The sequence below is a fragment of the Streptomyces daliensis genome (assembly GCF_054782395.1).
Genome location: NZ_BAAGSO010000107.1, coordinates 109,619 through 135,958 on the forward strand (window position 1 = coordinate 109,619; position 26,340 = coordinate 135,958).

Sequence of the window (26,340 nt, forward strand, 5' to 3'; positions counted from 1 at the left end):
GCCGGTGAACGCGGACCATCCCGCGTCGTGCACGGACTTGGCCAGCCGGGTGCGGGCGAGACCGGTCACCGCGAGGTCTTCCACATACACCGCTTGGTTCTCGCGGATGATCTGCGTGGATGCCTTGTGGTGCCAGTCCCGGCGCCGGTCCGCCACGCGGGCGTGCTGGCGCGCGACCTTGCTCCGGGCCTTGGCCCGGTTCTTCGACCCCTTCGCCTTGCGGGACAGCTCCCGCTGAAGACGCTTGAGCTTCTTCTCCGCCCGGCGCAGGAAACGGGGGCTGGCGATCCGGGAGCCGTCGGAGAGGACGGCGAAGGCGGACAAGCCCAGGTCGATACCGGCCTCCGCCTCCGCCTGGGGGAGGATGTCCGGCTCGGTCTCCACGACGAAACTGAGGAAGTACCGGCCCGCACTGTCCTTGGTGACGGTCACCGAAGTCGGGGTCGCCGGAAGCCGACGCGACCACCTGATCTTGAGGTCGCCGACCTTGGCCACATACACCCTGCCGTTCTCCTGGAGGGAGAAGGCGTTGGCGTTGAGGCGAATGGACTGCCGGGTGTCCTTCTTCGACTTGTAGCGGGGCGGACCGGCCTTGCGGCCGGGCCGCTTGCCCTTCAGTGAGTCGAAGAAGTTCTTGTAGGCCGTATCCAGGTCCCGCAGGGACTGTTGCAGGACAACTGCCGAGACCTCGGCGAGCCAGGCGCGTTCCTCGGTGCGTTTGGCCTGGGTGATACGCAGCCGCGACAGCTCGGCCGACGTCATATACGGCAACCCCGCCGCATGCGCTTCCCTCCGGTCACGCAGACAGTCGTTCCACACCACACGAGCACACCCGAACGCTCTGGCCAGCGCACGGCACTGGGCGGCATCCGGGTAAGCCCGATAGTTGTAACGAAGCTGCACAAGCCCGACCCTACTCACCGTCACGTCATAGACGCATAAAGCCACCACAAGCGCGGCAGACACGTGGCTTCGGCGATGTATGCGCACTCAGTGATCAACCATGCCCCTCACCGCAGGCACCTGTGACCGCCCTCCCACTCTCCGCGTCATACGGCAGCACCGTTGGCGATCATCCGTCAGCGCGGCAAGCAGCAAGAACGTCCCCTCTAAGGTGCACTTCAGAGCAGTCTTGAGATGCATTCATCCCCGGTGTGAACGCCGGGGTCTTCTGCAAGAGCCCCAGTAAGGGGCGTCGGCGGCAGGTGTGTTGGTTGACGGCCGCCTCCCCGCACGGGTTCCCGCACGCCCCCTCGCACGGGTTTCGCCGACAAAGCGTCGCCAAGGGCGTGCCCCGGTGCGTGCGAGACTTTTGGGCGTGAGTGCCAACGACCGCCCCACGGGCCAGCCGAGCAATCCTGAGGACCTGAAGGACTCCGCCTTCCTGAGGGCGTGCCGCCGCGAGCCGGTGCCGCACACCCCGGTGTGGTTCATGCGGCAGGCCGGGCGCTCACTGCCCGAGTACCGGAAGCTGCGCGAGGGCATCGGCATGCTGGACTCCTGCATGCGCCCCGACCTCGTCACGGAGATCACCCTCCAGCCCGTGCGCCGCCACGGCGTGGACGCCGCGATCTACTTCAGCGACATCGTCGTCCCCCTCAAGGCGATCGGCGTCGAGCTGGACATCAAGCCGGGCGTGGGGCCCGTCGTCGAGCGGCCGATCCGTACGCGCGCCGATCTGGAGCGGCTGCGGCCGCTGGAGCCCGGCGACGTCTCGTACGTCACCGAGGCCGTGCGCATGCTCACAGCCGAGCTGGGCGGCACCCCCCTCATCGGCTTCGCGGGCGCCCCCTTCACGCTGGCCAGCTACCTGGTCGAGGGCGGGCCCTCGCGCAACCACGAGCACACCAAGGCGCTGATGTACGGCGACCCGGAGCTGTGGGCCGATCTCCTGGACCGGCTGGCCGGCATCACGGCCGCCTTCCTCAAGGTGCAGATCGAGGCGGGCGCCTCGGCGGTCCAGCTCTTCGACTCCTGGGTGGGCGCCCTGTCGCCCGCCGACTACGTCCGCTCGGTGCGCCCCGCCTCGGCGAAGGTCTTCGACGCGGTCGCGCCGTACGGCGTGCCGCGCATCCACTTCGGCGTCGGCACCGGCGAACTGCTCGGCCTCATGGGCGAGGCGGGCGCCGACGTGGTCGGCGCCGACTGGCGTGTGCCGCTCGACGAGGCGGCCCGCAGGATCGGTCCGGGCAAGGCGGTCCAGGGCAACCTCGACCCCGCCGTCCTCTTCGCGCCCCGCGAGGCCGTCGAGACGCAGGCCGACCGCGTACTGGACGCGGCGAAGGGGCTGGAGGGGCACATCTTCAACCTCGGCCACGGGGTGCTGCCCGACACCGACCCCGAGGCGCTGACCCGGCTCGTCTCCTACGTCCACGAGCGGTCGGCGCGCTGACGCGGACACGCGTGCGCTGACGCCGACGCGCTGACCCGCCCGGGACCCGCCGTCTACGCGCTCCCCGCCTCGCGGACCGCTGCTGCCGCCTTGCGCGCCGCGACCAGGACCGGGTCCCAGACGGGCGAGAAGGGCGGCGCGTAGCCCAGGTCGAGCGCCGTCATCTGGCCGACGGTCATGCGCGCCGTCAGCGCGACGGCGGCGATGTCCACGCGCTTGCCCGCGCCCTCGCGGCCGACGATCTGGGTGCCCAGCAGCCGCCCCGTCTCCCGCTCGGCGAGCATCTTCACCCGCATCGCGCGTGCACCGGGGAAGTAGCCCGCGCGGCTGGTCGACTCCGTCGTCACCGTGACGAACCGCAGCCCCACGGCCGACGCCTGCTTCTCCAGCAGCCCCGTACGGGCGATCTCCAGATCGCACACCTTGCTCACCGCGGTGCCCACGACACCGGGGAAGGTGGCGTAGCCGCCGCCCACGTTGGCGCCGATGACCTGCCCGTGCTTGTTCGCGTGCGTGCCCAGCGCGATGTGCCGGGTGCGGCCCGAGACCAGGTCGAGCACCTCCACGCAGTCGCCGCCCGCCCAGATGTTCTCGTGGCCGCGCACCCGCATCGCCAGGTCGGTCAGCAGACCTCCGGAGTCGCCCAGCGGCAGCCCGGCGTCGCGCGCGAGGGTGGTCTCTGGCCGGACGCCGAGGCCGAGCACGACCACGTCCGCCGGGTACTCCGCGTCGTCGGTGAGCACCGCGCGGGCCCGGCCGTCGTCGCCGGTGCGGACGCCGGTCACGGCCGTGCCGGTCACCGTCTCGATGCCGAGGCCGCACATGGCCTCGTGGACCAGCGCGCCCATGTCGGGGTCGAGCGTGGACATGGGCTGCTCGGCCTGGTCGAGGACGGTGACGTGGTAGCCGCGGCGCACCAGTGCCTCGGCCATCTCCACGCCGATGTAGCCCGCGCCGACGACCACGGCCCGCTGTCCGGAACCGGCGTCCTCGTTCTTCTTCAGCGTGTCCAGCAGGGCCTGCCCGTCCTCCAGTGTCTGCACCCCGTGCACGCCCGGCGCGTCGATGCCGGGCAGCGGGGGCCGCACGGGGCGGGCCCCGGTGGCGATGACGAGGTCGTCGTACTCCGTCCAGGACTCGCCGCCGCCGCTGTCGACGAGGTCGCGGGTGCGCACCCGCTGCCCCTCCGTGTCGATCGCCGTCACCTCAGTGAACATCCGCAGGTGGATGCCGCGTTCGCGGTGCTGCTCGGGGGTGCGCGCGATCAGATCGTCCGGGCCCTCGACGTCGCCGCCGACCCAGTAGGGGATGCCGCACGCGGAGTACGAGGCGAAACCCCCGCGCTCGAACGCGACGATGTCCAGCTCCTCCCGGCCCTTGAGCCTGCGTGCCTGAGAGGCCGCCGACATGCCCGCCGCGTCACCGCCGATGACCACCATCCGTCGCGCCGCCATGGTTTCCGCTCCCTTCGCCGTGCTGCCTCGCCGCAGCCGTCCGTCCGTCCGTCCGTACCGGTACCAAAGCTGCCTGCCGCCGTACCCATTCCCGCGCCGCCGACCTCGCGTCACCCGTCCCGTACGCCCGTACGCCCGTACGCCGCCGCTCAAACGCTATGCGCACCGACGCGCGCGGGCCGGGGTCCGGCGCCACAGCGCGTTCTGGGACAGTGGACTCATGCGTGTGATCGTGATCGGCGGCGGGATCTCCGGGCTGGCCGCGGCCCAGCGGCTGCTCGACGGCGGGGCCGGGGTGACCGTGCTGGAGGCGTCGGCGCGCTTCGGCGGCAAGCTGCTGACCGGCGACATCGCCGGAACCGCCGCCGTCGATCTGGGCGCCGAGTCGATGCTCGCGCGGCGCCCCGAGGGCGTCGCGCTCGCCCGCGCCGCCGGGCTCGGCGACGAGCTGGAGCCGCCCACCACGGCGAGCGCCGCGATCTGGTCCCGTGGCGCCCTGCGCCCGATGCCCAAGGGCCATGTCATGGGCGTGCCCGGCGACCCGTCGGCGCTCGAAGGACTGCTGTCCCGCGAGGGCCTCGCCCGCATCGCGGAGGACGCCGATGCACCACGCACCGAGGTCGGCGACGACGCCGCCGTCGGCGCCTACGTGGCCGAGCGGCTCGGGCCCGAGGTCGTCGACCGGCTCGTCGAACCGCTGCTCGGCGGCGTCTACGCGGGCGACGCCTACCGCATCTCCATGCGCGCCGCCGTCCCCCAGCTCTACGAGGCGGCGCGCGCCGAACGCTCGCTGCTCGCCGGGGTGCGCGGCATCCAGGAGCGGGCCGCGGCCCACGCCGCCACGGGACCCGTGTTCATGGGCGTCCAGGGCGGCATCGGGCGGCTGCCCGGCGCCGTCGCCGACGCCTGCCGCGCCGCGGGCGCCGAACTGCGTACGCACACCCCCGTACGGGCGCTGCGCCGCACGGGCGAGGGCTGGACCGTCGTCCCCGAACAGGGCCCGGCGCTCACCGCGGACGCCGTGGTCGTCGCCGTGCCCGCGCCCGTCGCGGGACGGCTGCTGGCCGACGAGGCGCCCGCGGCGGCGCGCGAGCTGACGGCCGTCGACTACGCCTCCATGGCCCTGGTCACCATGGCCTTCCGCCGCCGCGACCTGGCGCGCGTGCCCGAGGGCAGCGGGTTCCTGGTGCCGCCTGTGGACGGGCGGAGCATCAAGGCGGCCACGTTCTCCGCCAACAAGTGGGGCTGGGTCGCGCGCCAGGACCCGGAGCTGTTCGTGCTGCGTACCTCGGTGGGCAGGTTCGGCGAGGAGGAGATCCTCAAGCGCGACGACGCCGAGCTGACGGACATCTCGCTGCGGGACCTGGAGTCCGCGATCGGCCTGACGGCCCGGCCCGTGGACGCGAAGGTGACCCGCTGGGACGGCGGCCTGCCGCAGTACCCCGTCGGCCACCCCGAGCGCGTGGCGCGTGTGCGCGCGGGGCTGGCGGACGCCCCCGGTGTGACGGTGTGCGGCGCCGCTTACGACGGCGTCGGCATCCCCGCGTGCGCGGCGAGCGGTGCCCGCGCCGCGGAGGAGACCCTCGCGTCGGCCGTCGGGGCGGGCGAGCGAGAATAGGGCCATGACTGCTGTACCGGAGAAGACCGCCAACGCGGGCAAGAAGGCCAAGGACCTCAACGAGGTCATCCGCTACACCCTGTGGTCGGTCTTCCGGCTGCGCGACGTGCTGCCCGAGGACCGCGCGGGGTACGCGGACGAGGTCGAGGAACTGTTCGCCCAGCTCGCCGCGAAGGACGTCACCGTACGCGGCACCTACGACGTCTCGGGGCTGCGCGCCGACGCCGACGTCATGATCTGGTGGCACTCGGAGACCTCCGAGGCGCTCCAGGACGCCTACAACCGCTTCCGCCGCACCAGGCTGGGCCGCGCGCTGGAGCCGGTCTGGTCGAACATGGCCCTGCACCGCCCGGCCGAGTTCAACAAGTCGCACATCCCGGCCTTCCTCGCCGACGAGGAGCCCCGCGCGTATGTGAGCGTCTACCCCTTCGTGCGCTCCTACGACTGGTACCTGCTGCCCGACGAGGACCGCCGCCGCATGCTCGCCGACCACGGCAAGATGGCCCGCGGCTTCCCCGACGTACGGGCCAACACGGTGCCCGCGTTCTCGCTCGGCGACTACGAGTGGATCCTCGCCTTCGAGGCGGACGAGCTGTACCGCATCGTCGACCTCATGCGGCACCTGCGCGGCTCCGAGGCGCGGCTGCACGTGCGCGAGGAGGTGCCCTTCTACACCGGGCGCCGCAAGCCCCTCGCGGAACTGGTCGCGGGCCTGGCCTGACGGCCGCCCGTGCGGGGGACGGCGAGCACCGTCCCCCGTGCGTACGGCCGGACGGGGGCTACTTCTCCGGTGAGCCAGCGCGTGTCCTCTTCGCGGCCTTCGCGCCCGCCACGGGCTCCGGCGCGGGCCGCCCGGCGCACTCGGCGCCGTCGCCCGGGGTCTTGCCCTCCAGCAGATACGTCCGCAGATGCGCGTCCGCGCACTTGTTGCCCCCGGTGACCCCGTGGGTCCCGGCGCCCCGCTCGGTCACCAGGGAGGAACCGGCGAGCCGCCGGTGGGTCTCCTGGGCCCCTCCGTACGGGGTCGCCGCGTCCCGCGTCGCCGCCAGCAGCAGCACGGGCGGCAGCTCGCCGGGCGCGGTGCGGACGTCGAGCGGGCGCGCGTGCGCGCTCCTCCAGTACGCGCACGGCAGGTTCATCCAGGCGTTCTCCCAGGTGTTGAACGGGGCCTTGCGGGCGAGCGCCGTGTTGTCGCGGTCCCAGCGTGACCAGTCGCGCGGCCAGGCCGCGTCCGAGCACTGGACGGCGTTGTAGACCGCGTTGCCGTTCTCCTCCTCGACCGCCGCCTCCTTGTCCGACGAGGAGGACGCGAGCGTCAGCAGCTCCTTCGGCCTCCCCTTGCGGAACGCGGACAGCGCCGAGGCCTGTCCGGCCCAGACGCTGTCGTCGTAGCCGACGTCCAGATACGCCTCGTACAGCTCCTTCGAGCCGATACGGGCGCCCAGGGGAGAGCGGTCGGCGGCGTCGCGCACGGCGTCGTAGGCGCGCTGCACCGCGCGCGGGCTCTTGCCGAGCTTGTAGACGGAGTGGTGCGAGGCGACCCACTTCTTCCAGTCGTTCCAGCGCCGCTCGAAGGCCGGGTTCTGCTCCAGGTTCGCGCGGTACCAGACCTTCTCAGCGCGCGGGTCCACCACGCTGTCCAGGACGAGACGGCGCACGTGGGAGGGGAAGAGCGTGGCGTAGACGGAGCCGATGTAGGTGCCGTAGGAGACGCCGAAGAAGTTGAGCTTCTTCGCGCCGAGCGCGGCGCGTACGACGTCGAGGTCGCGGGCGTTGTCGGGCGTCGTGTAGTGGCGCAGCCGGTCGCCCTGCGCCCTGGCGCAGCCCGAGGCGTACGCGGCGGCCTTCCCGCGCATCTTCCGCTTGTACGCGGCGGAGGGGTGAAGCGGCGAGTCCGACGGGCCCTTCGTGAACTTCTTCGGGTCCTGGCAGGAGAGGGGGGCGGAGCGCCCGACGCCGCGCGGCGCGTAGCCCACGAAGTCGTAGCTCTCGTGAAGCTTCTTCCACACCCCGCCGATCCCGGCCCCGAAGAGGGGGAAGGTCATGCCGCTGCCGCCGGGGCCGCCCGGGTTGTAGAGCAGCGGGCCCTGGCGCTTGCCCTTCGGGCCGGTGGCGGCGGTGCGGCTCACGGTGAGCTTGATCTTCTCGCCGTCGGGCTCCGCGTAGTCCACGGGCACGGAGACGGTGCCGCACCGCACGGGCGCGGGCAGCTTCTCGACGGGCGGGCACTTCTTCCAGTCGACCCCGGCCGAGGCCGCCGCCCTGGCCGCCTTCGCCGCTCCTCGCGCCTCGGGTCCGGCCCGTACGCCGGAGAGGACGTCGTCGAGCGTGCCGGAAAGCGTGCCGGGGAGGCCGCCGGGCGCATCGGAGGCGCCGGAGGCACCGGGTGCGCCCTCGGGTGAGGGCGGGGCCGGGGAGGCGGTGGCCGGAGCGACGGAGGCCGCCGTCAGGGCCAGGACGCCGCCGACGACCATGCCGTGGATCGCAGCTACGCGCACTGAGTGTCCTCGTCCTTCGTGGGGGGGATGGGGGTGGGGGGAACCGGAATGGCCGGGATGCCGGAATAAAGGGCATGCTCAGTGCGGCAGTTGGCGAAGTAAAGGACCTATGGGCGGTGTCGGGCTAATGCCCCCGAAGCGGCGACCGCGCACCGCCGAGTGCCGCACGCATCGACGGCTCCGTGAGCGCGGAGGGGCCCTTGAGGGCGAGCGTCATGAGGGTGGTGGGGTCGCCGTCGCTCCCGGCGCCGGGCCCTTCGGCGGCGCCCGCCGCGTGGGCGATCTCGCGCAGGCGGCACGCTCCGGCGGATGAGGCCCAGCGCGTGTACGGGTGGACCTCGATGCGCGCGATGGCCAGCGCGCCCAGCGTGAGCAGCAGCGGCAGCACGAACCAGGGTGCGACGCTCTCCCGCTCGCCCGCGTGGGCCGCGCCGGTGCCGGAGGCGACGGTTCCGGCCAGCAGCTCCGCGACGGTGCCCGCGGCCAGCACCAGCACGGAGGCGGCCCGTACCTGCCGGGTCGCCGTGGTGATGGCGGCGCGGACGGCCTCGGGCACAGCGAGTCCGGCGGCGGCGAGCCGCTCGGCGAGCGCCCGTACGGCGTCGGCTGCGGCCAGCGCCGCGCGCACCGCCGGTATCGGGGACTGGCCGCCGGGGCCGCCGATGACCGTGATCAGCGAGCGCTCGACCTCGTCACGGCCCACCGGATCGAGCACGGTCGCCCACCCCGTGTGCGCGAGCAGCAGGCGGCGCTGCCGTGCCATGGCGACGAGCGCGAGATCGGCGACGCGGTGGGGGCCGCCCGCCAGGTAGGCGGCCTCGTACAGGGTGAGGGGGCCGCTCGCGGCGCCCTCGGGTTCCTCCGGGGCTTCGGCGGCGGCCATCGAGACCCGGCACAGCCGTACGCAGGTCACGATGGCGGCTGCCCAGGCGGCGAGAAGCAGGGGCACCCACATGAGGGAGTTCTATCGGCGGACGCGGGCGAGCGCCATGGTCCGTCCCGAATCCTCATGCGGGAGGTGCGCGAGCGCGGCCGGACGGGCCCCCGTGCGGGGAGCCCGTCCTGCCGCGTCGCGGGCGGCTCGTTCAGTCACCGCCGTCGGCGGTCAGTCACCGCCGTCGGCGGGGCGCCGGTTCACTCGCGCCGTGCGGATGATGTCGCCCCCTTCCCGGCCTTCTGCGCGGCGCCGGTCTCGAACAGCTCGGCGTACGAGCCCATGGCGAGCGCGATGTCCGCCTGCGCCCAGAACCGGTGGTACGTGAAGCTCGGTGCCGCGCCGCCCGCCAGGTACTCCTCGATCTTCGGCCAGGCTGGGTCGTCCTCGTAGAAGGAACGGATCGAGCTGAACGTGGAGGAGGAGTTGATCGGGTCGCCGTTCGGCATGTCGCCTGTCCAGCCGGACGGGACGTACACGGAGTCGTCGAAGCGGTTGTAGTCCGCGCGCGTCTCGGGCACCGCGATGCCCAGCCCGTCCTGGTGGTGGTCCCACATGCCGTCGAGCAGGTCCTTGGCCGTCTCGGCGGCCTCGGTGTCCCCGGCCTCGGCCGCGTAGTACGCGAGGGTCTTGGCGTACGCCGCGGTCACGCCCACGTCGTTGGTGTAGTCGACGACGTCGACGTGCAGGTCCGAGTTGTCACCCGGGCTGCTCGCGTTCCAGGTGTCCGGGGCGCCGGACCACCGCAGGGTGGACGGGACCTGGTAGGTGCCGTCCGGGTTGATGGTCGTCTCGGACAGCGCCCAGTCCACCCATTTGTCGAGCACGGCCTTCGCGTCCGCGTTGCCCGTCTCGTGGTACAGCTCCGCGACCCGCTCCATCGACCACGCCTGGAAGCCGAACCACTGGTTGGACGGCGGGTCGTGGTAGACGGGCTTCTCGTCGTAGTACATGCCGTAGAACGTGGGCGTACCCGACGGCGGGGTGGCATGGCGGCCCTGCCAGCTGTTGGTCGCGCCGCCCGCGATGCCGCCCTCCTCGGCCTGGAGCCAGCGGTAGAACTCCAGTTGCCGGTCGAGGCTGGTCGCCCAGTCCTGCTGCCCGGTCGCCGACTTGGGTTTGAGCGCGGCGTACTCGCTCAGTGCCCAGGCCGCCATCGGGTTCTGGTAGCCGCCGTGCGCGTGGCTGGACCCGATGCGCCAGGCCCACCCGGCGGAGGTGTCGGTGGCGCCGCCCCACGCGTAGTACCAGGAGAGCAGGTAGTGCGAGCTGTTCTTGCCGCTGCCCGCGGGGCAGGTGCTGGGACCGACGCAGTTGCCCACCTTCTTGAAGTACTTGTCGTACATCGCGTACCGCAGGTAGTCGCCCATCTTGGCGGCCTTGCCGACCGTCGAGGCGACCTCGGAGCCCTTGCCCTGCTCCTTGGCCCACAGGTCCGCCCAGTAGGCGGCCTGCACGGCGCGGGCGTCGGCGTCGGGGGCGTTGGTGTACTTCCACTGCTTGGCGTACGAGGCGTCCTTGGTGAACAGGTCCAGGTAGCCGTTCGTGCCGCCGAACTCGAAGTCGTCGCAGGTCGGCTGCGGCACGGTCTCCCACACGGACTCCTGCGGGCCGCGCTGGAACGTGTTGATGTAGGAGGGCGCGGTGTCCGAGGGGCCGGCGGAGCACTTGCCGGGCGAGTTGCCGTAGCCGTAGACGTTGTCGACGTCCTGGAGCCAGTGCATGCCGTAGATGTCGTCCGTGCCGTACGCGCTCTTCAGCTCGCCCGCGATCGGGTCGCTGCCCACGGAGACACCGGTGTCCAACTGGGACGGGTACTGCGAGGGCAGGTCCCACTCGGGCGCGTAGGTGGCCGGTTTCGAGGGGTTGTAGAAGGAGTTGGTGGGCTGGTCGGCGTGGGTGGGGATCATGTACTTCTCCATGGTCTCCCAGGCGCCGTTGAACTTCGTCCAGTCACCGCTGATCTTGCCGTACATGGCCTGGAGCCAGATCAGATAGCTGTACGCCTCCGACGTCGTCTCGTGGCCGTGGTCGGGCGCCTCGACGATCAGCGTCTCGACGGAGTGGTACGGGACGCCCTCCGGCGAGAAGTAGCCGTTCGCCGGGTTGGTGATCTTCCCGTACAGGTCGAGGAAGCGCTCGTCGTACTCCGAGGCGTCGGCCAGCTGGGTCGCGGTGACCTCGGCCTTGGCGTGCCCCGGAGCGGTCACCGCGAAGGTCGCGGAACCGGTGCCCGAGCTGTCGGCCGACACGGTCACCTTCTGGGCCGTGTTCCAGTTCGACGGGGTGAAGGTGAGGGTGCCGCCGGACGTGATGGACAGCCCCGTGTTGCCCGCCGTCCGGGCGACCGTCGCGGTCACCGTGCTCGACGGCTGGGTGGAGAGCTTCACGTCGAATGTGGCGGACTTGCCCTGGGGGACCGCGAGCTGCGCCGGGGAGGCGACGACCGCGGGCCCCTGGGCGACCAGGATGCCGACCGGCGTGGACTCCGCTGACGCGCCCTCGCTGTCGTACGCCTTCGCGTAGAGCGAGCGGTCACCGGCCGGAGCGTCCTCGTAGTCGAAGGTGTACGGGGCGCTCGTGTCGGTGCCGAGCAGCTTGGCGTCGTCGTAGAACTCCACCTTGGTGACCGTCGCGCCGTCCGCCGCCGCGGCGGTGGCCGCCATCGGGACGGTGTCGCCCGCGGTGAAGACCGCGCCGGGCTTCGGGCTGGTCAGCACGGTGATCGGCGCCTGATGGCTGCCCGTGCAGGTGGTGCCGTTGACGGAGTAGGCGGTGGGTGCCGCGTTGGTGCCGCTGTAGCTGAAGTTGGCACCCGCTGACACGGCGGCGCCGGGGGCGACCTTGCTGTTGTAGGAGAGGCTCTTGGCGGTGACCGTCTTGCCCGACTGCGACCAGTCCGCGTTCCAGCCGTTGCTGAGCTTCTGGTTGCCCGCGTAGCCGTAGGACAGGCTCCAGCCGTCGAGCGCCTCGGTGCCCCGGTTGGTGAGGGTGACCTCTGCCGAGAAGCCGCTCCCCCAGTCGTTGGTCTTGTAGTCGACGCTGCACCGTACGGCCGCTGCCTGCGCCGACGGGGACGCCGTGGCGACCATGGTCAGGGGGAACGAGAAGGCGGCGAGCAGAGCGATCAGTAACCGTCTTCTCCGTTTGCGTCTTGTACGCATGCTGTGGATCCCTTCATGCGGCTCTGGGGACGGGGGTGCTGTCGGAGCGCAAAACATTGACCAGTGGGAGCGCTCCCAAAGTCGATGAGGAGTCAAAAGGTGTCAAGGGGGTGCGCACCCCCTACGGCGAACGCGGCCGTGGGGAGGGGTGCCTCGCGCCGTGCCGGGAGTCAGCCCCCGCTGCTTCCGCCCCCGCCACCGCAGCCGCCCCCACCGCCGCCTCCGCCACAGCCACCGCCGCCGGAACCCCCGCAGCCCGAGCCGCCGCAGCCACCGCCACCGCCGCCTCCGCCCGAGGAGCCGCACCAGGAGGCCCCGCCGGAGCTGTCGGCGGCGAAGGACGCGCCCCCGCCCGCACCCTTGCCGGAGAGGACGGCGCCGGACGCGCGGGCCGCGTCGCGCAGACGCGTGCGCAGCTCCGTGTCGGGCAGCGCCAGGAGCCCGCCCACGGCCAGCAGGGAAGCGCCCGTGGCCGTGCCGCCGTGCCCGTACGCCCACGGGTTCTGACGGCGCAGCGTCCGCAGCGCACGGCGGCCCGCGCGGGTGAGGCGGCTGCGCGACGGCGCCAGCGCGCGGCCGGCGGCGAGGCTCAGCATGGCCACGGGCGGCAGGGCGAACGCCGCGCCGGAGGGGGCGCCGCCGTCGCCGAGGAAGAGCGGCGCCAGGAAGGACAGCACGGCGAAGAAGAACGCCGCCACGTTCACCCGGCCCGCGATCCGCCACGTCGCGCGCTGCTCGGGCCGCCAGAGCAGGCCCCGCGCGGCCAGCGCGTCACCGGCCGTCTGGACGGACGCCGACCGCATCAGCGCCGCGCGCAGCTCACCCAGCGGACGCGACCACTCCGGGCCGCACAGCGCCAGCAGTTCGCCCTCGACGGGGGCGTGCGAGACGGGCCGCACGACGTGCAGGCGGTCGGCCCCGTCGATCGCGACGCGGCCGTCCTCGCGCATGGTGCACACGACCGTGTCGGCCACCCGCCCGGGCCCGCCCGCGAGGAAGGCGGCCTCCAGCAGGTCGCCAGGACCGCCCGTGACGGGGGGCGCGTTCGACGTGGTGGCCACGGCGCAGACAGCCAGGAAGATCACGCTGCCGACGAGGAGGAGCAGGGCGAGGACGGGCAGTGCTTCTTGTGCCAGCACGGGCTCACCGTCCCCTCAGTGCGCGCAGGGCCCTGCGCAGCCGCCCCCGGGGGAGCGGAGCGGGACCCGAGCGCTCGCGCCACCAGCGGTGGACGTGCCGCCGGACGTTCGCGTCGAGGGGGTGCGTGCCGCGCAGCAGTTCCTCGGCGAAGTCCAGCGCGTCCCTGCGGTAGCCGCCGGTCATGGGGCGGCCCCGCGCGTAGGCGACGAACGCGGCCCTGTACTCCTTCTCGCCCAGGATGCGCGGCAGTTCGGGGGCGACCTTGGCGATGACGTCGGCGCGCTTGGCGGTCAGCGCGCGGGTCTGCACGGCCAGCCGCTCCTCGTCGAATCCCTCCGGCGCGGGGGCACCGGAGACGAGGGCGGCCAGCAGCCCGTGCTGGGCGTGCGCCAGGCGCTCGCGCGCGTCCGCGACGGGGTCGGGGGCGCCGCCTTCGGCCGCCGGTGCCGGTGCGTCCGGCTGTCCGGTGCGGTGCTCAGACATGCTGGGCCTCCTCGTCGCGCACGGCCGTTGACGTTGGTGTTGGCGCGCTGTGCCCCAGCACCGCGCGTATCGCGTCGAGTTCGCCCGCCAGCTCGTCGACGGGCGGGAAGTCCTCGTCCCGCTCCAGCAGCACACCGGGCGGCCGGGTGCGCGCGCACAGCTCGGCCAGCACGTCCAGCACCGGCTGGGAGACCGGGTGCGCGTGGCTGTCGTGCCAGACGCCGTCGCGCTCGACGCCGCCCGCGACATGGACGTAGGCCAGCGCTTCGAGCGGCAGCTCGTCCAGCGCGGCGGCCGGGTCCTCGCCGCGGTTGACGCGGTTGGTGTGCAGGTTGGCGACGTCGATGAGCAGCCGCACCCCCGTGCGCTCCACCAGCTCGGCCAGGAACCTGCCCTCCGTCATCTCCTCGCCGGGCCAGTTGACGAGCGCCGCGATGTTCTCCAGGGCGAGGGGGACGGGCAGCGCGTCCTGGGCGATGCGGACGTTCTCGCACAGCACGTCTAGCGCGTCCCGCGTGCGCGGCACCGGCAGCAGATGCCCCGCCTCCATGCGGGGCGTGCCCGTCAGCGGGCCTCCGGCCCTCACGAACGCGATGTGCTCGGTGACCAGCGGCGATTCCAGTGCCTCGGCGCGCTCGGCGAGGGCCACGAGCCTTCCTGGGTCGGGGCGTTCGGCGCCGCCGAGGCCCAGCGAGACCCCGTGCGGCACGACCGTGGTGCCACGGGCGCGCAGCCGCTCCAGCGAGTCGGGGAGGTGGCCGGGGCAGAGGTTCTCCGCGACGACCTCCACCCAGTCGATGCCGGGCAGCGCCTCGATGCCCTCGGCGATCTCCGGACGCCACCCGATGCCCGTGCCCAGTCCGGGAACCGCCACGGGCTCCGGACCCGAGCCCCCGCCCCTGCCACCGCCCGGTGATATGTCTTCCACGCGCGTTCCCTCTCCGTGCGTCCCCGTGTCCCCGTGTCCGTGCCGCCCGCTTCCGCGTGCTGTGTGGGTGCTCCTGCCACGTACCTACGGGGACGAATCCCGTGCGCGGCTGGTTCAGAGCGAAATCTGAGCTAGGGGGCGACGGGCCCGAAGACCCCCTTGCGGACGGTCACTCTCCGGGGGCGAGCAGCGTCCTGCGGACGGCGTCGCGGAGCCAGTGGTGGCCTCCGTCGGCCGCCTGGCGAGGGTGCCAGGCCATGCCGATGGTCAGCGGCGGCAGGGGCAGGGGGATGTCGAGGAGACGCAGGCCGAACGTGGTGGTCGCGGTGTCGGTGAGCGGGGTGGGCGCTGGGGCGGCGCCCGGGGGTGCGGTGGGGAGGAGGCAGACGACGTCGCTGCGGGCTGCGAGTGCCATCGCGGCCAGGTGGCTGGGCAGGACGACCGTCACCCGTCGCCGGAGGTTCCGCTCGGCCAGCGCGGTGTCCAGGGGGCCGGTGAACCGGCCGCGGCGGCTCACCACGACGTGCTCGGCGGCGGCGAGCCGGTCCGGGGTCAGGTCGCCTTCGGTGAGCGGGTGGCCTGGTCTGACGGCAGCGGCCATCCGGAGGTGGAGCAGTTCCTCGACCTGCGTCTCGGGGTCGACGTGGTCGATGGAGCCGATCTCCAGGTCGATCCGGCCGTCGCGCAGGGCGGGCCCCGCCTCCCACTCCTCGGCCCTGAACCGCAGCGCGACCCCCGGCGCCTCCTGCCGGGCCAGCCGCAGCAGTCCGGGGGCGAGTGCAGCGCCGAGCAGGTCGGCGGTCTGGAGGGTGAAGGTGCCGCGCAGCGCTGCGGGGTCCACACCGGCGCCGGGGCTGAGCAGCGCCGCGAGGCCGCGCACCACCGCTGCCGCCTCGTCGCGCAGGGCCTCGGCGCGCGGGGTCGGGACCATGGTCTGACCGGCCCGGACCAGGAGGGGGTCCTGGAGTACGCGCCGGAGGCGGGCGAGGGTGCGGCTCATGGCGGCGGGTGACGTGTGCAGACGCGCTGCGGCGCGGGTGACGCTCTGCTCGGTCAGCAGAGCGTCCAGCGCGACGGCGAGATTGGCGTCGGTGACGGACGCTGGACTGCTGCTCATCGGCGTAATTCCATTCCAGGCAATGATTCCGTGCTGAGGTTCCCATTGTGGCAACACGGCGGCTCTCCACAGGATGGGAACCGTTCCATCCGGCACGACTCATGAGGTTTCCATGATCGTCATCACTGCTCCCACCGGGAACATCGGCGGCCATCTGCTGTCCCGGCTCCTGGAGTCCGCACCGGCGCACGGTGAGCGGCTGCGCGTCGTCGTGCGCGATCCGGCGCGGCTGCCCGGCGCGGTACGCGAGTACGTCGAGGTGGTCGTCGGCTCGCACGGCGACGCCTCGGTCGTCGACCGCGCCTTCGACGGCGCCGACGCCGTGTTCTGGCTCGTCCCCCCGGACGCCTCCCTCACCCCGGAGGACGCCTACAGCGGCTTCACAGGACCCGCCGCGAAGGCCCTCGCAGCACACGGCGTGGGCCATGTCGTCGGCGTCTCCGCGCTCGGCCGCGGCACTCAGCTCGCGGACCGCGCGGGGCTCGTCACCGCGTCTCTCGCCATGGACGACCTGATCGCCGGAACCGGCGTCGCGTACCGGGCCCTGGCCTGCCCGTCCTTCTTCGAGAACCTTCTGGAGGAGGCCGGGTCGATCCGCGAGAAGGGCGTCTTCACCGAGGCAGCCGAAGCCGACCGCAAGGCTCCTCTCGTCGCCGTCGCCGACATAGCGGCCGTCGCCGAGGGCCTGCTGCTGGACCGCTCGTGGAGCGGCAGCGGCAGCGTCCCGGTGCTCGGGCCGCAGGACCTGTCGCCCAACGACCTGGCCCGCATCATCACCGGGCAACTGGGCCGGCCCGTCCGCTACGAACGCCAGTCGCTCGACGAACTGCGCGCCGGTCTCGTCGGATACGGGCTCGACGAGGCGTTCGTCCAAGGCGTCGTCGACATGAAGCGGGCCAAGGACGCGGGCCTCGACGCGGGCGTCGTCCGTACCCCGGACACCGCCACCCCCACCACCTTCGAGGAGTGGTGCGCCCGGACCCTCAAGCCCGCCGTCCTCTCCTGACGGCGCGCCAACGCTCACCGCACCACGCACCACGACTGCCCACCACACCGGAGGAATCCGTCATGCCCACTGAGGAAACCGCCCCGCCCGTCACCGCGTTCATGCTCATCAAGACCCGGCCCGAGTGGCTCGCCATGACCCCGCGCGAACGGATGGACGCCTTCGCCACCGAGATCGTCCCCGCGATCAAGGCCAAAACCACCGGCGTCCGGTCGCGCTTCTACGACACGGAGTTCTACTCCACCCGCGTCACCGATGTCTGGGTCTGGGAGGCCGACGACCACGAGGCGTACCAGCTCCTGATCGACGCGCTGCGCGAAACCCCGTTCTGGGACCGCTACTTCGACGTCGTCGACCTCCTCGTCGGCACCGAGAACGGCTACGCCCGTACCTACGGCTTCGAGCCCGTCGCCACCGTCACCACCTGACGCACCCGCTCCACCGGGTACGCCGGTGTGGCCCGCCCGTCGCCGTCGCCGTCGCCGCCGTCAGCGCGGAGGGAGGGAGGCGATGCGGGCCACGCCGTCGACCGCGACGGTCTTCCCCGGCGCGATCTCCGTGAGCCCCGCGTCATGGACCACCGGCAGCCCGCCGCCGTCCGCAGCGAGTTGCGCCCAGTGCTCAGCCCCGGCCGTACGGGCGGCGAGCGCGAAGCCCGCGTCCCGCCAGCGCGCGCGGGCCGTGCCGTCCAGCTCCCACCAGGCGAGCTGCGCCCCGTGCGCCGCCTGCGCCATGGCCTTGCCCGCCGACATCTCCAGCTCCGGGTTCAGCCACAGCACCGGCAGCCCGTCTGCGGGTGCCGCGGGCGGCTCGGGGTCGGACAGGTCCGTGCCCGAGACCTGGAGGCGCGCGAGGTCCTTGGGCCAGTCGTCCAGCGGTACGGGCGGGAAGACGCGCACCTGCGCCGTGCGCCCCGTCACCGTGAGCCCCGGCAGCGCCTCGGCGCGCCGCCACTCCGCGCCGCGCGCCCGCCGCACCACCTTGCGGATCCCGCGCTCCTCCCACAGCCGTACGGGCTTCGCCCACTCGCCGTCGTCCGCCGTGGTGCGCTCGTCGGCGAGCAGCGTCAGCACCGCGCGGGACGCCGTCTCCAGCGCGTCGGTGCGCGCGGGTGGCTCGGCCCGCTCGATGCGGACGACGAGCGGCAGTACGTAGCGCGTGGGCCCGCCCTCGTCGTCCTCCGGGGGACGGACCGGGCGGGGCGGACGGGACAGGCGGGGCGGCGGGCCGTCGCCCGTAGCGGAGGAGGAGGGACCGGTCCCGGACGTGTGCGCTGCGTTCACGTGTCCAGTCTGCCAGCCCCTCACCGGGCGCTTCCGTTACGGTTCTGCGCCATGAGACTGCGCGGAGTGGGCCGACGGTACGGGGTGGCGGGGCCCTGGGTGCTGAGCGGCGTCGATCTCGACCTCCCCGAACGCGCGTTGCTCCGCGTCCACGGCGCCAACGGCAGTGGCAAGTCCACGCTGCTGCGGCTCCTCGCCGGGATCGACGCGCCCACGACGGGCAGCGTCTCGGGCCGCCCGCGCACCGCGTACGTCCCGGAGCGGTTCCCCGCCGCGCTGCCGCTGACCGCGCTCGGCTACCTCACCCACATGGGACGCGTGCACGGGCTGCGCCGCGCACCGGCGGCACGGAGCGCGCGGGAGTGGCTGGAGCGCTTCGGCGCGGGGGAGTACGCGCGCACCGCCATGTCCGCGCTCTCCAAGGGCACCAGCCAGAAGGTGGCCGTCGCGCAGGCGCTGCTCGCCGGCCCTGGGCTGCTCGTGCTCGACGAGGCGTGGACGGGGCTCGACCCCGAGGCGCGCGGCGTGCTCGACCGCGCCGTCGCCGAACGGGTCGCCGACGGCGGCACCGTCGTCTTCGTCGACCACGACGCGCGGCGGCTCGCCGGGGCGCAGGACGGCGCGTACAGGGTGGCCGACGGGCGGGTCGTCCCCGACCCCGGTTCCGGCCCCGTTCCCGGGGTGGCCTCGCCGGGCGCGGAGGCCGGGGCGCGGGTGCGGATCGAGGTGGAGGGGCCGCCCGGCGCCCGGCCGCCGGGGGAGCTGCCAGGACGCCCGGTCCTCGGCACGGGCCCCGACGGCACCGTCCTGCTGACGGCGCCAGCCGCCTACTCCGACGCGCTGCTGCGTGCCCTGCTCGACGCCAGGCCGCCCTGGCACATCCGCTCCGTCAGCGCGCTGCGCGACCCCGCATACGGCCCGGTCCCGGACCGGGCACACGACCCGGACCGGGCACACGACCCGGACCCGGCTCCGGGCCCGGACCCGGGACCTGCTCCGGCGCGGGAAGAGAGCGGCCCGCGATGAGCCGCCCGCTGCCCGCGCTGATCGGCTACCAGACCGCGCTGCTCGTCCGCTCCCAGCGCTGGCTGCCGCCCGTCCTCCTGTACGCGGCTCTCCTGGCCGTCGGCGTCCAGCCGGGCCAGCCGCTTCTCGACTCGCTCGGCCTCGCGGCCGCCGCGATCCTGCCCGCCGCCGCCTGGCTGGTACGGATCTGTGTGACCGGCGAACCCCCTGCGGCGCGGCACTGCGCCGGCGCTGCGGCCGGGCCCTGGCGCGTCCACCTCGCGAGCGTGCTGACGGCGCTGGGCGCCGCGTCCCTGCTGGCGGCGGCCGGAACGGCCGTCGCCGCCGCGATCAGCGACCCGCACAGCACGAACCGGCTGACCGACGTCCCCGTAGCGCCCGCCGCACTGGCCGGGCTCCTCGCGGCGCTCGTCTGCGCGCTGCTCGGGACGGCCATCGGGACGCTGTGCGGACGGCCCGTGCTGCGGAGCACCGGGGTGGCCGTGCCGTCGATGCTGCTCGCCGCGCTGATGGTGCTCGTGGTGGGCGGCTCGCCCGCGAACGCGGCCGTCGACGGGCTCGTCACCGGGTCGCGCAGCGGGACGGTGCACATGCCCTTGATCCCCTTCGCGGCCTCCGTCGGCGTGCTGGCGCTCGCGGTGTGGGCCGCGTGCGTGCTGGCGTCACGCCGTACGTAGCCCGCGTCGTCGGGGAGACGAGGGAGCGGCGCGGGACGCCGGGCCCGAGAAGTGGGCACCGTGCGTCCCGCGCCGGTGTGGTCCCGCGAAGGGACCGTGCCCCGCGAAGGAGGCGGTGCTCAGCGCGCAGTGCTCAGTGCCAGGGGCCCGTGATGGCGAAGGTCGTGCCGGGGTCGTAGACGTTGACGTACATCGTCGCGCCGTCGGGCGAGAAGGTGACACCGGCGAACTCGCCCCAGGCCGGCTCCTCCGGCGTACCGACGTTCTGACGGTTGCGCGCGAGCGCGTACACCTCCCCGCCCCGCGTCAGCCCGTACACGTGCTGCGCGCCCTCGCCGTCCTCGCAGACCATCAGGCCGCCGCTCGGCGCGAGGCAGATGTTGTCGGGCTCCTCGCCCGGCAGTTGGAGGTCCGTGTCGGGCCCGAACACGATCACCAGGGTGAGCCGGTTCCGCTTCGGGTCGTAGCGCCATATCTGCCCGTAGTGGTCGGCCTGCGAGCCGTCCGCGCTCTTCGCGAAGCTGGAGACGAAGTAGACGCAGGACCCGCCCCAGTAGCAGCCCTCCAGCTTCTGCGCGTGGGTGATGCCGCCCTTGCCGAAGTCCTGGAAGCGGATGGGGGTTTCCTTGGCGAGCGGGTCGGGGACCTCGATCCACTCGATGCCGTCGAAGCTCTTGCCGGTCTCCTGGACGACCGACAGATCCGGCACCCCGGGCACGCGCATCGCCTGGAGCGTGCCGCCCGCGTGCAGCGAACCGTAGCCGCCCTTGGGCTTCTTGGGGAGGAAGCGGTAGAAGAGGCCGAACGGCCGCTCGAAGGCGTCCTCCGTCTCGTACACCGCGCCCGTACGCGGGTCGAAGGCCACGGCCTCGTGCTGGAAGCGGCCCATCGCGGTCAGCGGTTCGACGGAGGTGGGCCTGCGCTTGTCGAAGCCCACCTCGAAGATGAAGCCGTGGTCCTTGGTGTGGCCCGCTTCACCGGCCTTGAACTCGGTCTCCTCGCAGGTCAGCCAGGTGTCCCACGGGCTGGGGCCGCCCGCGCAGTTGGTGGACGTGCCCGCGATGCCGACGCGTTCCTGGAGGACACGGGCACGGCGGTCGACCTCCAGCACGGTGCAGCCGCCCTTGGCCGCCGGGTCGTAGGTGAGCCCGGGGACGGTGGGGACGGGGGCCTTGGCGTCCATGCGGTTCTCGTGGTTGCGCACGAGCCAGACGGAGTCGTCCCTGTGCCCCCGGTCGTGGCCGTGGCCGTGGCCGCCGGACCGGAACGCGTGCATGCCGTCGGCGTGCCCCGGCACCTTGCCCTCTCCGGAGCGCAGCGGTTCGCCCTCGCGGGAGAGGATCTTGTAGCGGAACCCCCTGGGGAGGTCGAGTATGCCCTTCGGGTCGGGTATCAGGGGCCCGTAGCCCGCGCTTCCCCCGGTGCCCTGCGCGGCGGCGGTGCCCGCGAAGAGTTCCGAAACGGCGCCGGAGAAGGCGATGCCCGCTCCCAACACGCCCGATCTGGCCAGCACTTCACGTCGCGTCGTGCCCATAAGGCAGCTCCCTGGGTTCCCTGTTGGCGGACAGGTGACCAGGTGTGTGTACCACGCGGACGGCGGCCCCGACACTAGCCCGAACACGGGGAAATCTACGCGCGTCTGGCTCGCGCGTCTGGCTCGCGCGTCTGGCTCGCGCGTCTGGCTCGCGTTCCCGGTCGGCGCGGCGAAGCCGTCAGAGTCCCTTGGCGTCCCGGGCCAGCGCGGTCAGCCGGGAGATGGCACGGAAGTACTTCTTCCGGTAGCCGCCCTTGAGCATCTCCTCGCTGAAGAGCTGGTCGAAGGGCACGCCCGAGGCCAGCACCGGCACCTCCCTGTCGTACAGCCGGTCCGCGAGGACGACGAGCCGCAGCGCCGTCGACTGGTCCGGCACAGGGCCGACCCCGGTGAGGCAGACGGCGCCGAGGCCGTCCGTCAGCGCGCCGTAGCGGCTCGGGTGGACCTTCGAGAGGTGGTCGAGGAGGGCGGGGAAGGCGTCGAGGGAGGCGCCGGGCGTGCGGTGCGCGGCCCGCGTGACCTCGTCGTCCGTGCGCGGCGCCGGGGCCTCGGGCAGCCCTCGGTGCCGGTAGTCCTCGCCGTCGATGCGCAGCGCGCGGAAGTGGGCCGAGAGCCCCTGGATCTCGCGCAGGAAGTCGGCGGCGGCGAACCGTCCCTCGCCGAGCTTGCCGGGGAGGGTGTTGGAGGTCGCGGCAAGCGCGACGCCCTCGTCCACGAGGCGGCTCAGGAGGCTGGAGACCAGGACGGTGTCGCCGGGGTCGTCCAGCTCGAACTCGTCGATGCACAGCAGCCGGTGACCGCTGAGCGTCCGCACGGTCTGCTGGAAGCCGAGGGCGCCGACGAGGTTGGTCAGCTCGACGAACGTGCCGAACGCCTTCAGCTCGGGGGGCGCGGGGGTGGCGTGCCAGAGGGAGGCGAGGAGGTGGGTCTTGCCCACGCCGTAGCCGCCGTCGAGGTAGACGCCGCGCGGGCCCGCGGGCGCCGCGGACCTCGGCTCGCGCCGGAACAGCCGGGAGAGCCCGCCCCCCTTGGCACCCTTGCCTCCACTGGCTCCCTTCCCCTCACCCGCGCGCGAGGCGCCGCCCAGCCCCTCGGCGAAGGCGCTCAGGATCCGCACGGCCTCGCTCTGGCTGGGCTGGTCCGGGTCCGGGATGTACGTCGAGAAGCGGGCGTCGCCGAAGCGCGGCGGCGGGACCATCTCGGCGACGAGCCGGTCGGCGGGCACGTGCGGCTCGCGTGCGCACAGCGAGAGAGGGGTGGTCCCGGAGGCTTCGGATATCGGGGAGGGGGAGGTCGACACGGTTCTTATGCTAAACGGCCCACTGGCGCACGGGGCTCCGTCAGTGGGCCGTGCCACACTGCGGCGTATGCGACGTCTGTTCCCTTCCCTCCCGCACGGCTCCGCGCCCGAGACCGCTCCGCAGGCCGCTCCAGGCACTGATGCCGGTGCCGCCTCCTCGCCTCAGGAGGACCAGAGCCGCTGGAGCGTCGACGAGCTGGCCGATGCGTACGCCTACCCCGTCCAGGGCCAGGACGCGGGGCGCGACGGCCACCCCGCGTACCCCGTGCACTCCGCCCACCCCGGCACCTCGTGGCTGCGCGCCAACATGGTCGCCTCGCTGGACGGCGCGGCGTATCACGAGGGCCGCTCGCAGCCGCTGTCCTCCGACGCCGACATGCGGATCTTCGGGGTGCTGCGCGGTCTGGCCGACGTGGTCGTGGTCGGCGCCCAGACCGTACGGCAGGAGGGGTACCGCCCGGCGCGTGCCCGGGAGGCGTTCGCGGCGCGGCGCGAGGCGGCCGGGCAGGGCCCGGCCCCGGCCATCGCCGTGGTCAGCGCGGGCCTCGATCTGGACTTCTCGCTGCCGCTGTTCACCGAGCCGCTGGTGCCGACGCTGGTGGTCACAGGGGCGGGAGCGCCGTCCGACCGGATCGCGGCGGCGCGCGAGGCGGGAGCCGAGGTGGTCTTCGCCGGTGAGGGCGCCTGGGTCGAACCCGCGCGGGTACCCGTCGCGCTGGCGGAGCGGGGGCTGCGGCGACAGCTCACGGAGGGCGGCCCGAGGCTGCTCGGCCAGTTCGTGGCGGCCGACGCGCTGGACGAGCTGTGTCTGACGGTCGCGCCGCGCCTGACCTCGGGCGACGCTCCCCGGATCGTGAACGGGCCGGGGCTGGCGGTGCCCTCGGACTTCCGTTTGGAGGGGGTGCTGGAGGAGGACGGGTTCCTGTTCACCCGTTACCGTCGGATCTGACAATCGGCGGAATGACACGTTCCGCTTAGGCTTGTGTGGGCAGACTGACAGGCGCAGGTCCCGTGCGAACACGGGGCTGGATGGTTTCTGTCGGGGTCACGGGCCCCGCGTGGAAGAAGGGCACCCGCCGTGTTCACGACCGTATTGATGATCGAGAAGCCGCTGGTGTCGGACGACGTGGAGCTGGTCACGACCCTGCACGGGGACGAGCACATCTCGTTCATCGTGCTGATGCAGCCACGCGGTGACCAGGACCGGCTGCTGCGTGCCCTGGACGACGTCGCGCTCGGCGAGCTGGAGGACGCCGTGCGCGAGGCCGACGAGCCGGAGGGCGGCGAGGCGCTGGGGCCCGCTGCGCGGGCGCTGGAGTTCTCGCTCAAGCGGCTCAGAGGCACCGGCGCCGAGGCGATCGGACAGATCATCGAGGAGCACCCGCTCGATCTGCTGACGTCTGTCGTGGAGAGCACGCACGCCGACGAGGTCATCGTGCTGACGGCTCCGCATCTGGTGGAGGAGTTCTTCCACCGCGACTGGGCCTCCCGGGCGCGGCACAAGGTGGGCGTGCCCGTGCTGAAGCTCTTCGCGCACACCGACGCGGAGGACTGAGCGCGTCCGGACGCGTACCGTCGGCCGGACGGTGGCCGCGTGGTGGCCGGGCACGGCACGGGGGGCCGCACGGGGGCGCCGGGCCGCTGCCCGTACGCCGGTGGGCCCCGCGCACCGCATAGGCTGGGCGGCGCGCGTACGCGGCCCGTCGCGCACCGGTTGAGTTCGAATATCTGGAGCCCCCGCATGGCAGTCGCCCCGTCCCTTCCGACCGTCCCCCCGGCCATGGAACGGCCGCACTTCATCGGCATCGGCGGCGCGGGCATGTCGGGCATCGCCAAGATCCTCGCGCAGCGCGGCGCCCGGGTAGCGGGCAGCGACGCCAAGGAGTCCGCGACGGCGGCAGCGCTCCGCGAGCTGGGCGTGACCGTGCACATCGGGCACGCCGCGGCGCACCTCGCGTCCGACGCCACCTCGGTCGTCGTCTCCAGCGCCATCCGCGAGGACAACCCGGAGCTGGCGGAGGCGGCCGGGCGCGGCATCCCCGTCGTGCACCGCTCGGACGCGCTGGCCTCGCTCATGGACGGGCGCAGGCCGCTGGCCGTCGCGGGCACCCACGGCAAGACGACCACGACGTCGATGCTCGCCGTGAGCCTCCGCGCGCTGGGCCTCGACCCCTCGTACGCCATCGGCGGCGATCTGGACGAGCCCGGCTCCAACGCGCACCACGGCACCGGCGAGATCTTCGTCGCCGAGGCGGACGAGAGCGACCGCAGCTTCCACAAGTACGCGCCCGAGGTCGCCATCATCCTCAACGTGGAGCTGGACCACCACGCCAACTACGCGTCGATGGACGAGATCTACGAGTCCTTCGAGACCTTCGTCGGCCGGGTGCACGAGGGCGGCACCCTCGTCATCTCCGCAGACCACGAGGGCGCGCGCGAGCTGACGCGCCGGGTCCGCGCGTCCGGCGGCGGCCCGCGCGTGCTCACCTACGGCGCGGCCGAGGACGCCGACGTCCGCGTCCTGGACGTCACCCCGCACGGCCTGACCAGCGAGGTCACGGTGCGGCTCGCGGGCGGCGGGGAGCTGGCCTTCGCCGTCTCCGTGCCCGGCAGCCACTACGCGCACAACGCGGTCGCGGCCCTCACGGCGGGCGCCGCCATGGACGTGCCCGCCGAGGAGCTGGCCAAGGCCCTGGGCACGTACACGGGCGTCAAGCGCCGCCTCCAGCTCAAGGGCGAGGCGAACGGCGTCCAGGTGATCGACTCCTACGCGCACCACCCCACCGAGATGACCGCCGACCTCGAGGCCATCCGCGGCGGCGCGGGCGAGGGGCGCGTCCTCGTTCTCTTCCAGCCGCACCTCTTCAGCCGGACCCAGGAGCTGGGCACCGAGATGGGCCAGGCTCTCGCCCTGGCCGACGCCTCCGCCGTGCTCGACATCTACCCGGCCCGCGAGGACCCGATCCCGGGCGTGACCAGCGAGCTGATCATCGACGCGGCACGGGAGGCGGGCGCCGACGTGCGGTACGTCACGGACCGTGCGGCGGCCTCCGAGGCGGTCGCCGGAATGGCACGGCCCGGTGATCTCGTTCTCACCATGGGGGCGGGAGACGTCACCGAGCTGGGCCCCGAGATCCTCGCCCGGCTCACCCGCTGAACCCGGGGTTCGGCACCGTCCCCGTGCCGTACCCGTCGAACCCGTACCCCGTACCCGTCGAACCGAGCAGCGAGCCGTGAGGAGCGAGGCCATGGCCTACGACATCGACAAGCCCGAGGAGCAGTGGCGCGAGGAGCTGTCCCCGGAGGAGTACCACGTCCTGCGCGAGGCGGGCACCGAGCGCCCCTTCACCGGTGAGTACACGGACACCAAGACCACGGGCGTCTACAACTGCCGCGCCTGTGGCGCCGAGCTGTTCCGCTCGGCCGAGAAGTTCGAGTCGCACTGCGGCTGGCCCAGCTTCTACGACCCGGCCGACTCCGACGCCGTCGAGCTGATCTCGGACCGGTCCCTCGGCATGGTCCGCACCGAGGTCCGCTGCGCGCGGTGCGGCTCGCACCTGGGGCACGTCTTCGAGGGCGAGGGCTACCCGACGCCGACGGACCAGCGGTACTGCATCAACTCCATCTCGCTGCGGCTGGAGCCGGGCGAGAAGAACTGAGCGCGTAGACGGTGGACGGGCCCCGGCCGGGTGACGGACGGCCGGGGCCCGGACCGGCCGGGCCCCCGCGAGGAGGCCCGGCCGGTGCCACGGCCGCCCGGGGAGGCGGGCGGCCGTCGCTGGCCGG

The 26,340-nt window shown here is 73.2% G+C and carries 21 protein-coding genes and 1 pseudogene; 11 read left to right on the top strand and 11 right to left on the bottom strand.

What is annotated here, in order from left to right; translation table 11 throughout:
• Positions 1 to 903 (bottom strand): RNA-guided endonuclease InsQ/TnpB family protein (locus ACYVOO_RS30005; protein WP_461018859.1); only part of this gene is annotated, 903 nt, incomplete at its 3' end.
• A 415-nt stretch (positions 904 to 1,318) separates the two neighbouring features.
• Here ACYVOO_RS30005 and hemE point away from each other — a divergent pair.
• Positions 1,319 to 2,392: a uroporphyrinogen decarboxylase gene (gene hemE, locus ACYVOO_RS30010; protein WP_461018860.1), complete on the top strand. Its 1,074-nt coding sequence runs from the start codon at positions 1,319 to 1,321 to the stop codon at positions 2,390 to 2,392.
• Between the two features lie 53 nt (positions 2,393 to 2,445).
• Here the strand turns inward: hemE and ACYVOO_RS30015 are convergent, their stop codons facing one another.
• Complete coding sequence (locus tag ACYVOO_RS30015) at positions 2,446 to 3,846, bottom strand: FAD-dependent oxidoreductase (RefSeq protein WP_461018861.1); 1,401 nt, start codon at positions 3,844 to 3,846, stop codon at positions 2,446 to 2,448.
• A gap of 220 nt (positions 3,847 to 4,066) precedes the next feature.
• On the opposite strand from ACYVOO_RS30015, the gene hemG reads away from it, so the two are divergent.
• A complete protein-coding gene (gene hemG, locus ACYVOO_RS30020; protein WP_461018862.1) occupies positions 4,067 to 5,464 on the top strand; it encodes a protoporphyrinogen oxidase in 1,398 nt (465 codons plus the stop codon).
• A 4-nt stretch (positions 5,465 to 5,468) separates the two neighbouring features.
• A complete protein-coding gene (gene hemQ / locus ACYVOO_RS30025; RefSeq protein WP_461018863.1) occupies positions 5,469 to 6,185 on the top strand; it encodes a hydrogen peroxide-dependent heme synthase in 717 nt (238 codons plus the stop codon).
• 58 nt (positions 6,186 to 6,243) lie between these two features.
• Here hemQ and ACYVOO_RS30030 read toward each other — a convergent pair whose 3' ends face one another.
• The 6 genes and pseudogenes from ACYVOO_RS30030 to ACYVOO_RS30055 all read right to left on the bottom strand — a co-directional run bounded on the left by ACYVOO_RS30030 (position 6,244) and on the right by ACYVOO_RS30055 (position 15,728).
• A complete protein-coding gene (locus tag ACYVOO_RS30030; RefSeq protein ID WP_461018864.1) occupies positions 6,244 to 7,962 on the bottom strand; it encodes an alpha/beta hydrolase in 1,719 nt (572 codons plus the stop codon).
• Positions 7,963 to 8,086: 124 nt separating this feature from the next.
• A complete protein-coding gene (locus ACYVOO_RS30035; protein WP_461018865.1) occupies positions 8,087 to 8,917 on the bottom strand; it encodes a TIGR04222 domain-containing membrane protein in 831 nt (276 codons plus the stop codon).
• A 179-nt stretch (positions 8,918 to 9,096) separates the two neighbouring features.
• Complete coding sequence (locus ACYVOO_RS30040; RefSeq protein WP_461018866.1) at positions 9,097 to 12,060, bottom strand: glycoside hydrolase family 48 protein; 2,964 nt, start codon at positions 12,058 to 12,060, stop codon at positions 9,097 to 9,099.
• Positions 12,061 to 12,230: 170 nt separating this feature from the next.
• Positions 12,231 to 13,199 (bottom strand): TIGR04222 domain-containing membrane protein, encoded by a 969-nt coding sequence (locus ACYVOO_RS30045; RefSeq protein ID WP_461018867.1) that lies wholly within the window; start codon positions 13,197 to 13,199, stop codon positions 12,231 to 12,233.
• Positions 13,200 to 13,203: 4 nt separating this feature from the next.
• Positions 13,204 to 14,557, bottom strand: a pseudogene (locus tag ACYVOO_RS30050) (MbnB/TglH/ChrH family RiPP precursor modification enzyme).
• A gap of 223 nt (positions 14,558 to 14,780) precedes the next feature.
• On the bottom strand, positions 14,781 to 15,728 hold the full coding sequence (locus ACYVOO_RS30055; RefSeq protein ID WP_461018868.1) for a LysR family transcriptional regulator: 948 nt from the start codon (positions 15,726 to 15,728) through the stop codon (positions 14,781 to 14,783).
• Between the two features lie 112 nt (positions 15,729 to 15,840).
• Between ACYVOO_RS30055 and ACYVOO_RS30060 the strand changes: the two genes are divergently transcribed.
• Positions 15,841 to 16,734, top strand: a complete 894-nt coding sequence (locus ACYVOO_RS30060) for an NAD(P)H-binding protein (protein WP_461018869.1) — start codon at positions 15,841 to 15,843, stop codon at positions 16,732 to 16,734.
• Positions 16,735 to 16,796: 62 nt separating this feature from the next.
• Positions 16,797 to 17,162: a darcynin family protein gene (locus ACYVOO_RS30065; RefSeq protein ID WP_461018870.1), complete on the top strand. Its 366-nt coding sequence runs from the start codon at positions 16,797 to 16,799 to the stop codon at positions 17,160 to 17,162.
• A 60-nt stretch (positions 17,163 to 17,222) separates the two neighbouring features.
• Here the strand turns inward: ACYVOO_RS30065 and ACYVOO_RS30070 are convergent, their stop codons facing one another.
• Complete coding sequence (locus ACYVOO_RS30070; protein WP_461018935.1) at positions 17,223 to 17,948, bottom strand: peptidyl-tRNA hydrolase; 726 nt, start codon at positions 17,946 to 17,948, stop codon at positions 17,223 to 17,225.
• A gap of 120 nt (positions 17,949 to 18,068) precedes the next feature.
• Between ACYVOO_RS30070 and ACYVOO_RS30075 the strand changes: the two genes are divergently transcribed.
• Together ACYVOO_RS30075 and ACYVOO_RS30080 are read left to right on the top strand one after the other, a co-directional pair.
• Positions 18,069 to 19,043, top strand: coding sequence for an ATP-binding cassette domain-containing protein (locus ACYVOO_RS30075; RefSeq protein WP_461018871.1), 975 nt, complete (start codon positions 18,069 to 18,071; stop codon positions 19,041 to 19,043).
• A gap of 8 nt (positions 19,044 to 19,051) precedes the next feature.
• Entirely contained in the window at positions 19,052 to 19,720 is a 669-nt protein-coding gene (locus tag ACYVOO_RS30080; protein WP_461018936.1) for an ABC transporter, read from the top strand.
• Between the two features lie 133 nt (positions 19,721 to 19,853).
• Here the strand turns inward: ACYVOO_RS30080 and ACYVOO_RS30085 are convergent, their stop codons facing one another.
• On the bottom strand, positions 19,854 to 21,254 hold the full coding sequence (locus ACYVOO_RS30085) for an alkaline phosphatase PhoX (RefSeq protein WP_461018872.1): 1,401 nt from the start codon (positions 21,252 to 21,254) through the stop codon (positions 19,854 to 19,856).
• Positions 21,255 to 21,432: 178 nt separating this feature from the next.
• Positions 21,433 to 22,554, bottom strand: coding sequence for a cell division protein ZapE (gene zapE / locus ACYVOO_RS30090; RefSeq protein ID WP_461018873.1), 1,122 nt, complete (start codon positions 22,552 to 22,554; stop codon positions 21,433 to 21,435).
• Positions 22,555 to 22,621: 67 nt separating this feature from the next.
• Between zapE and ACYVOO_RS30095 the strand changes: the two genes are divergently transcribed.
• The 4 genes from ACYVOO_RS30095 to msrB all read left to right on the top strand — a co-directional run bounded on the left by ACYVOO_RS30095 (position 22,622) and on the right by msrB (position 26,213).
• The gene (locus ACYVOO_RS30095; RefSeq protein WP_461018874.1) at positions 22,622 to 23,503 is read left to right on the top strand and encodes a pyrimidine reductase family protein; all 882 of its coding nucleotides are present in this window, start codon (positions 22,622 to 22,624) and stop codon (positions 23,501 to 23,503) included.
• Positions 23,504 to 23,632: 129 nt separating this feature from the next.
• Positions 23,633 to 24,109, top strand: a complete 477-nt coding sequence (locus tag ACYVOO_RS30100; RefSeq protein ID WP_461018875.1) for an indole-3-glycerol phosphate synthase — start codon at positions 23,633 to 23,635, stop codon at positions 24,107 to 24,109.
• 186 nt (positions 24,110 to 24,295) lie between these two features.
• Entirely contained in the window at positions 24,296 to 25,711 is a 1,416-nt protein-coding gene (murC, locus tag ACYVOO_RS30105; protein ID WP_461018876.1) for a UDP-N-acetylmuramate--L-alanine ligase, read from the top strand.
• A 91-nt stretch (positions 25,712 to 25,802) separates the two neighbouring features.
• Positions 25,803 to 26,213, top strand: a complete 411-nt coding sequence (gene msrB / locus ACYVOO_RS30110; protein ID WP_461018877.1) for a peptide-methionine (R)-S-oxide reductase MsrB — start codon at positions 25,803 to 25,805, stop codon at positions 26,211 to 26,213.
• Positions 26,214 to 26,340: the final 127 nt, after the last annotated feature.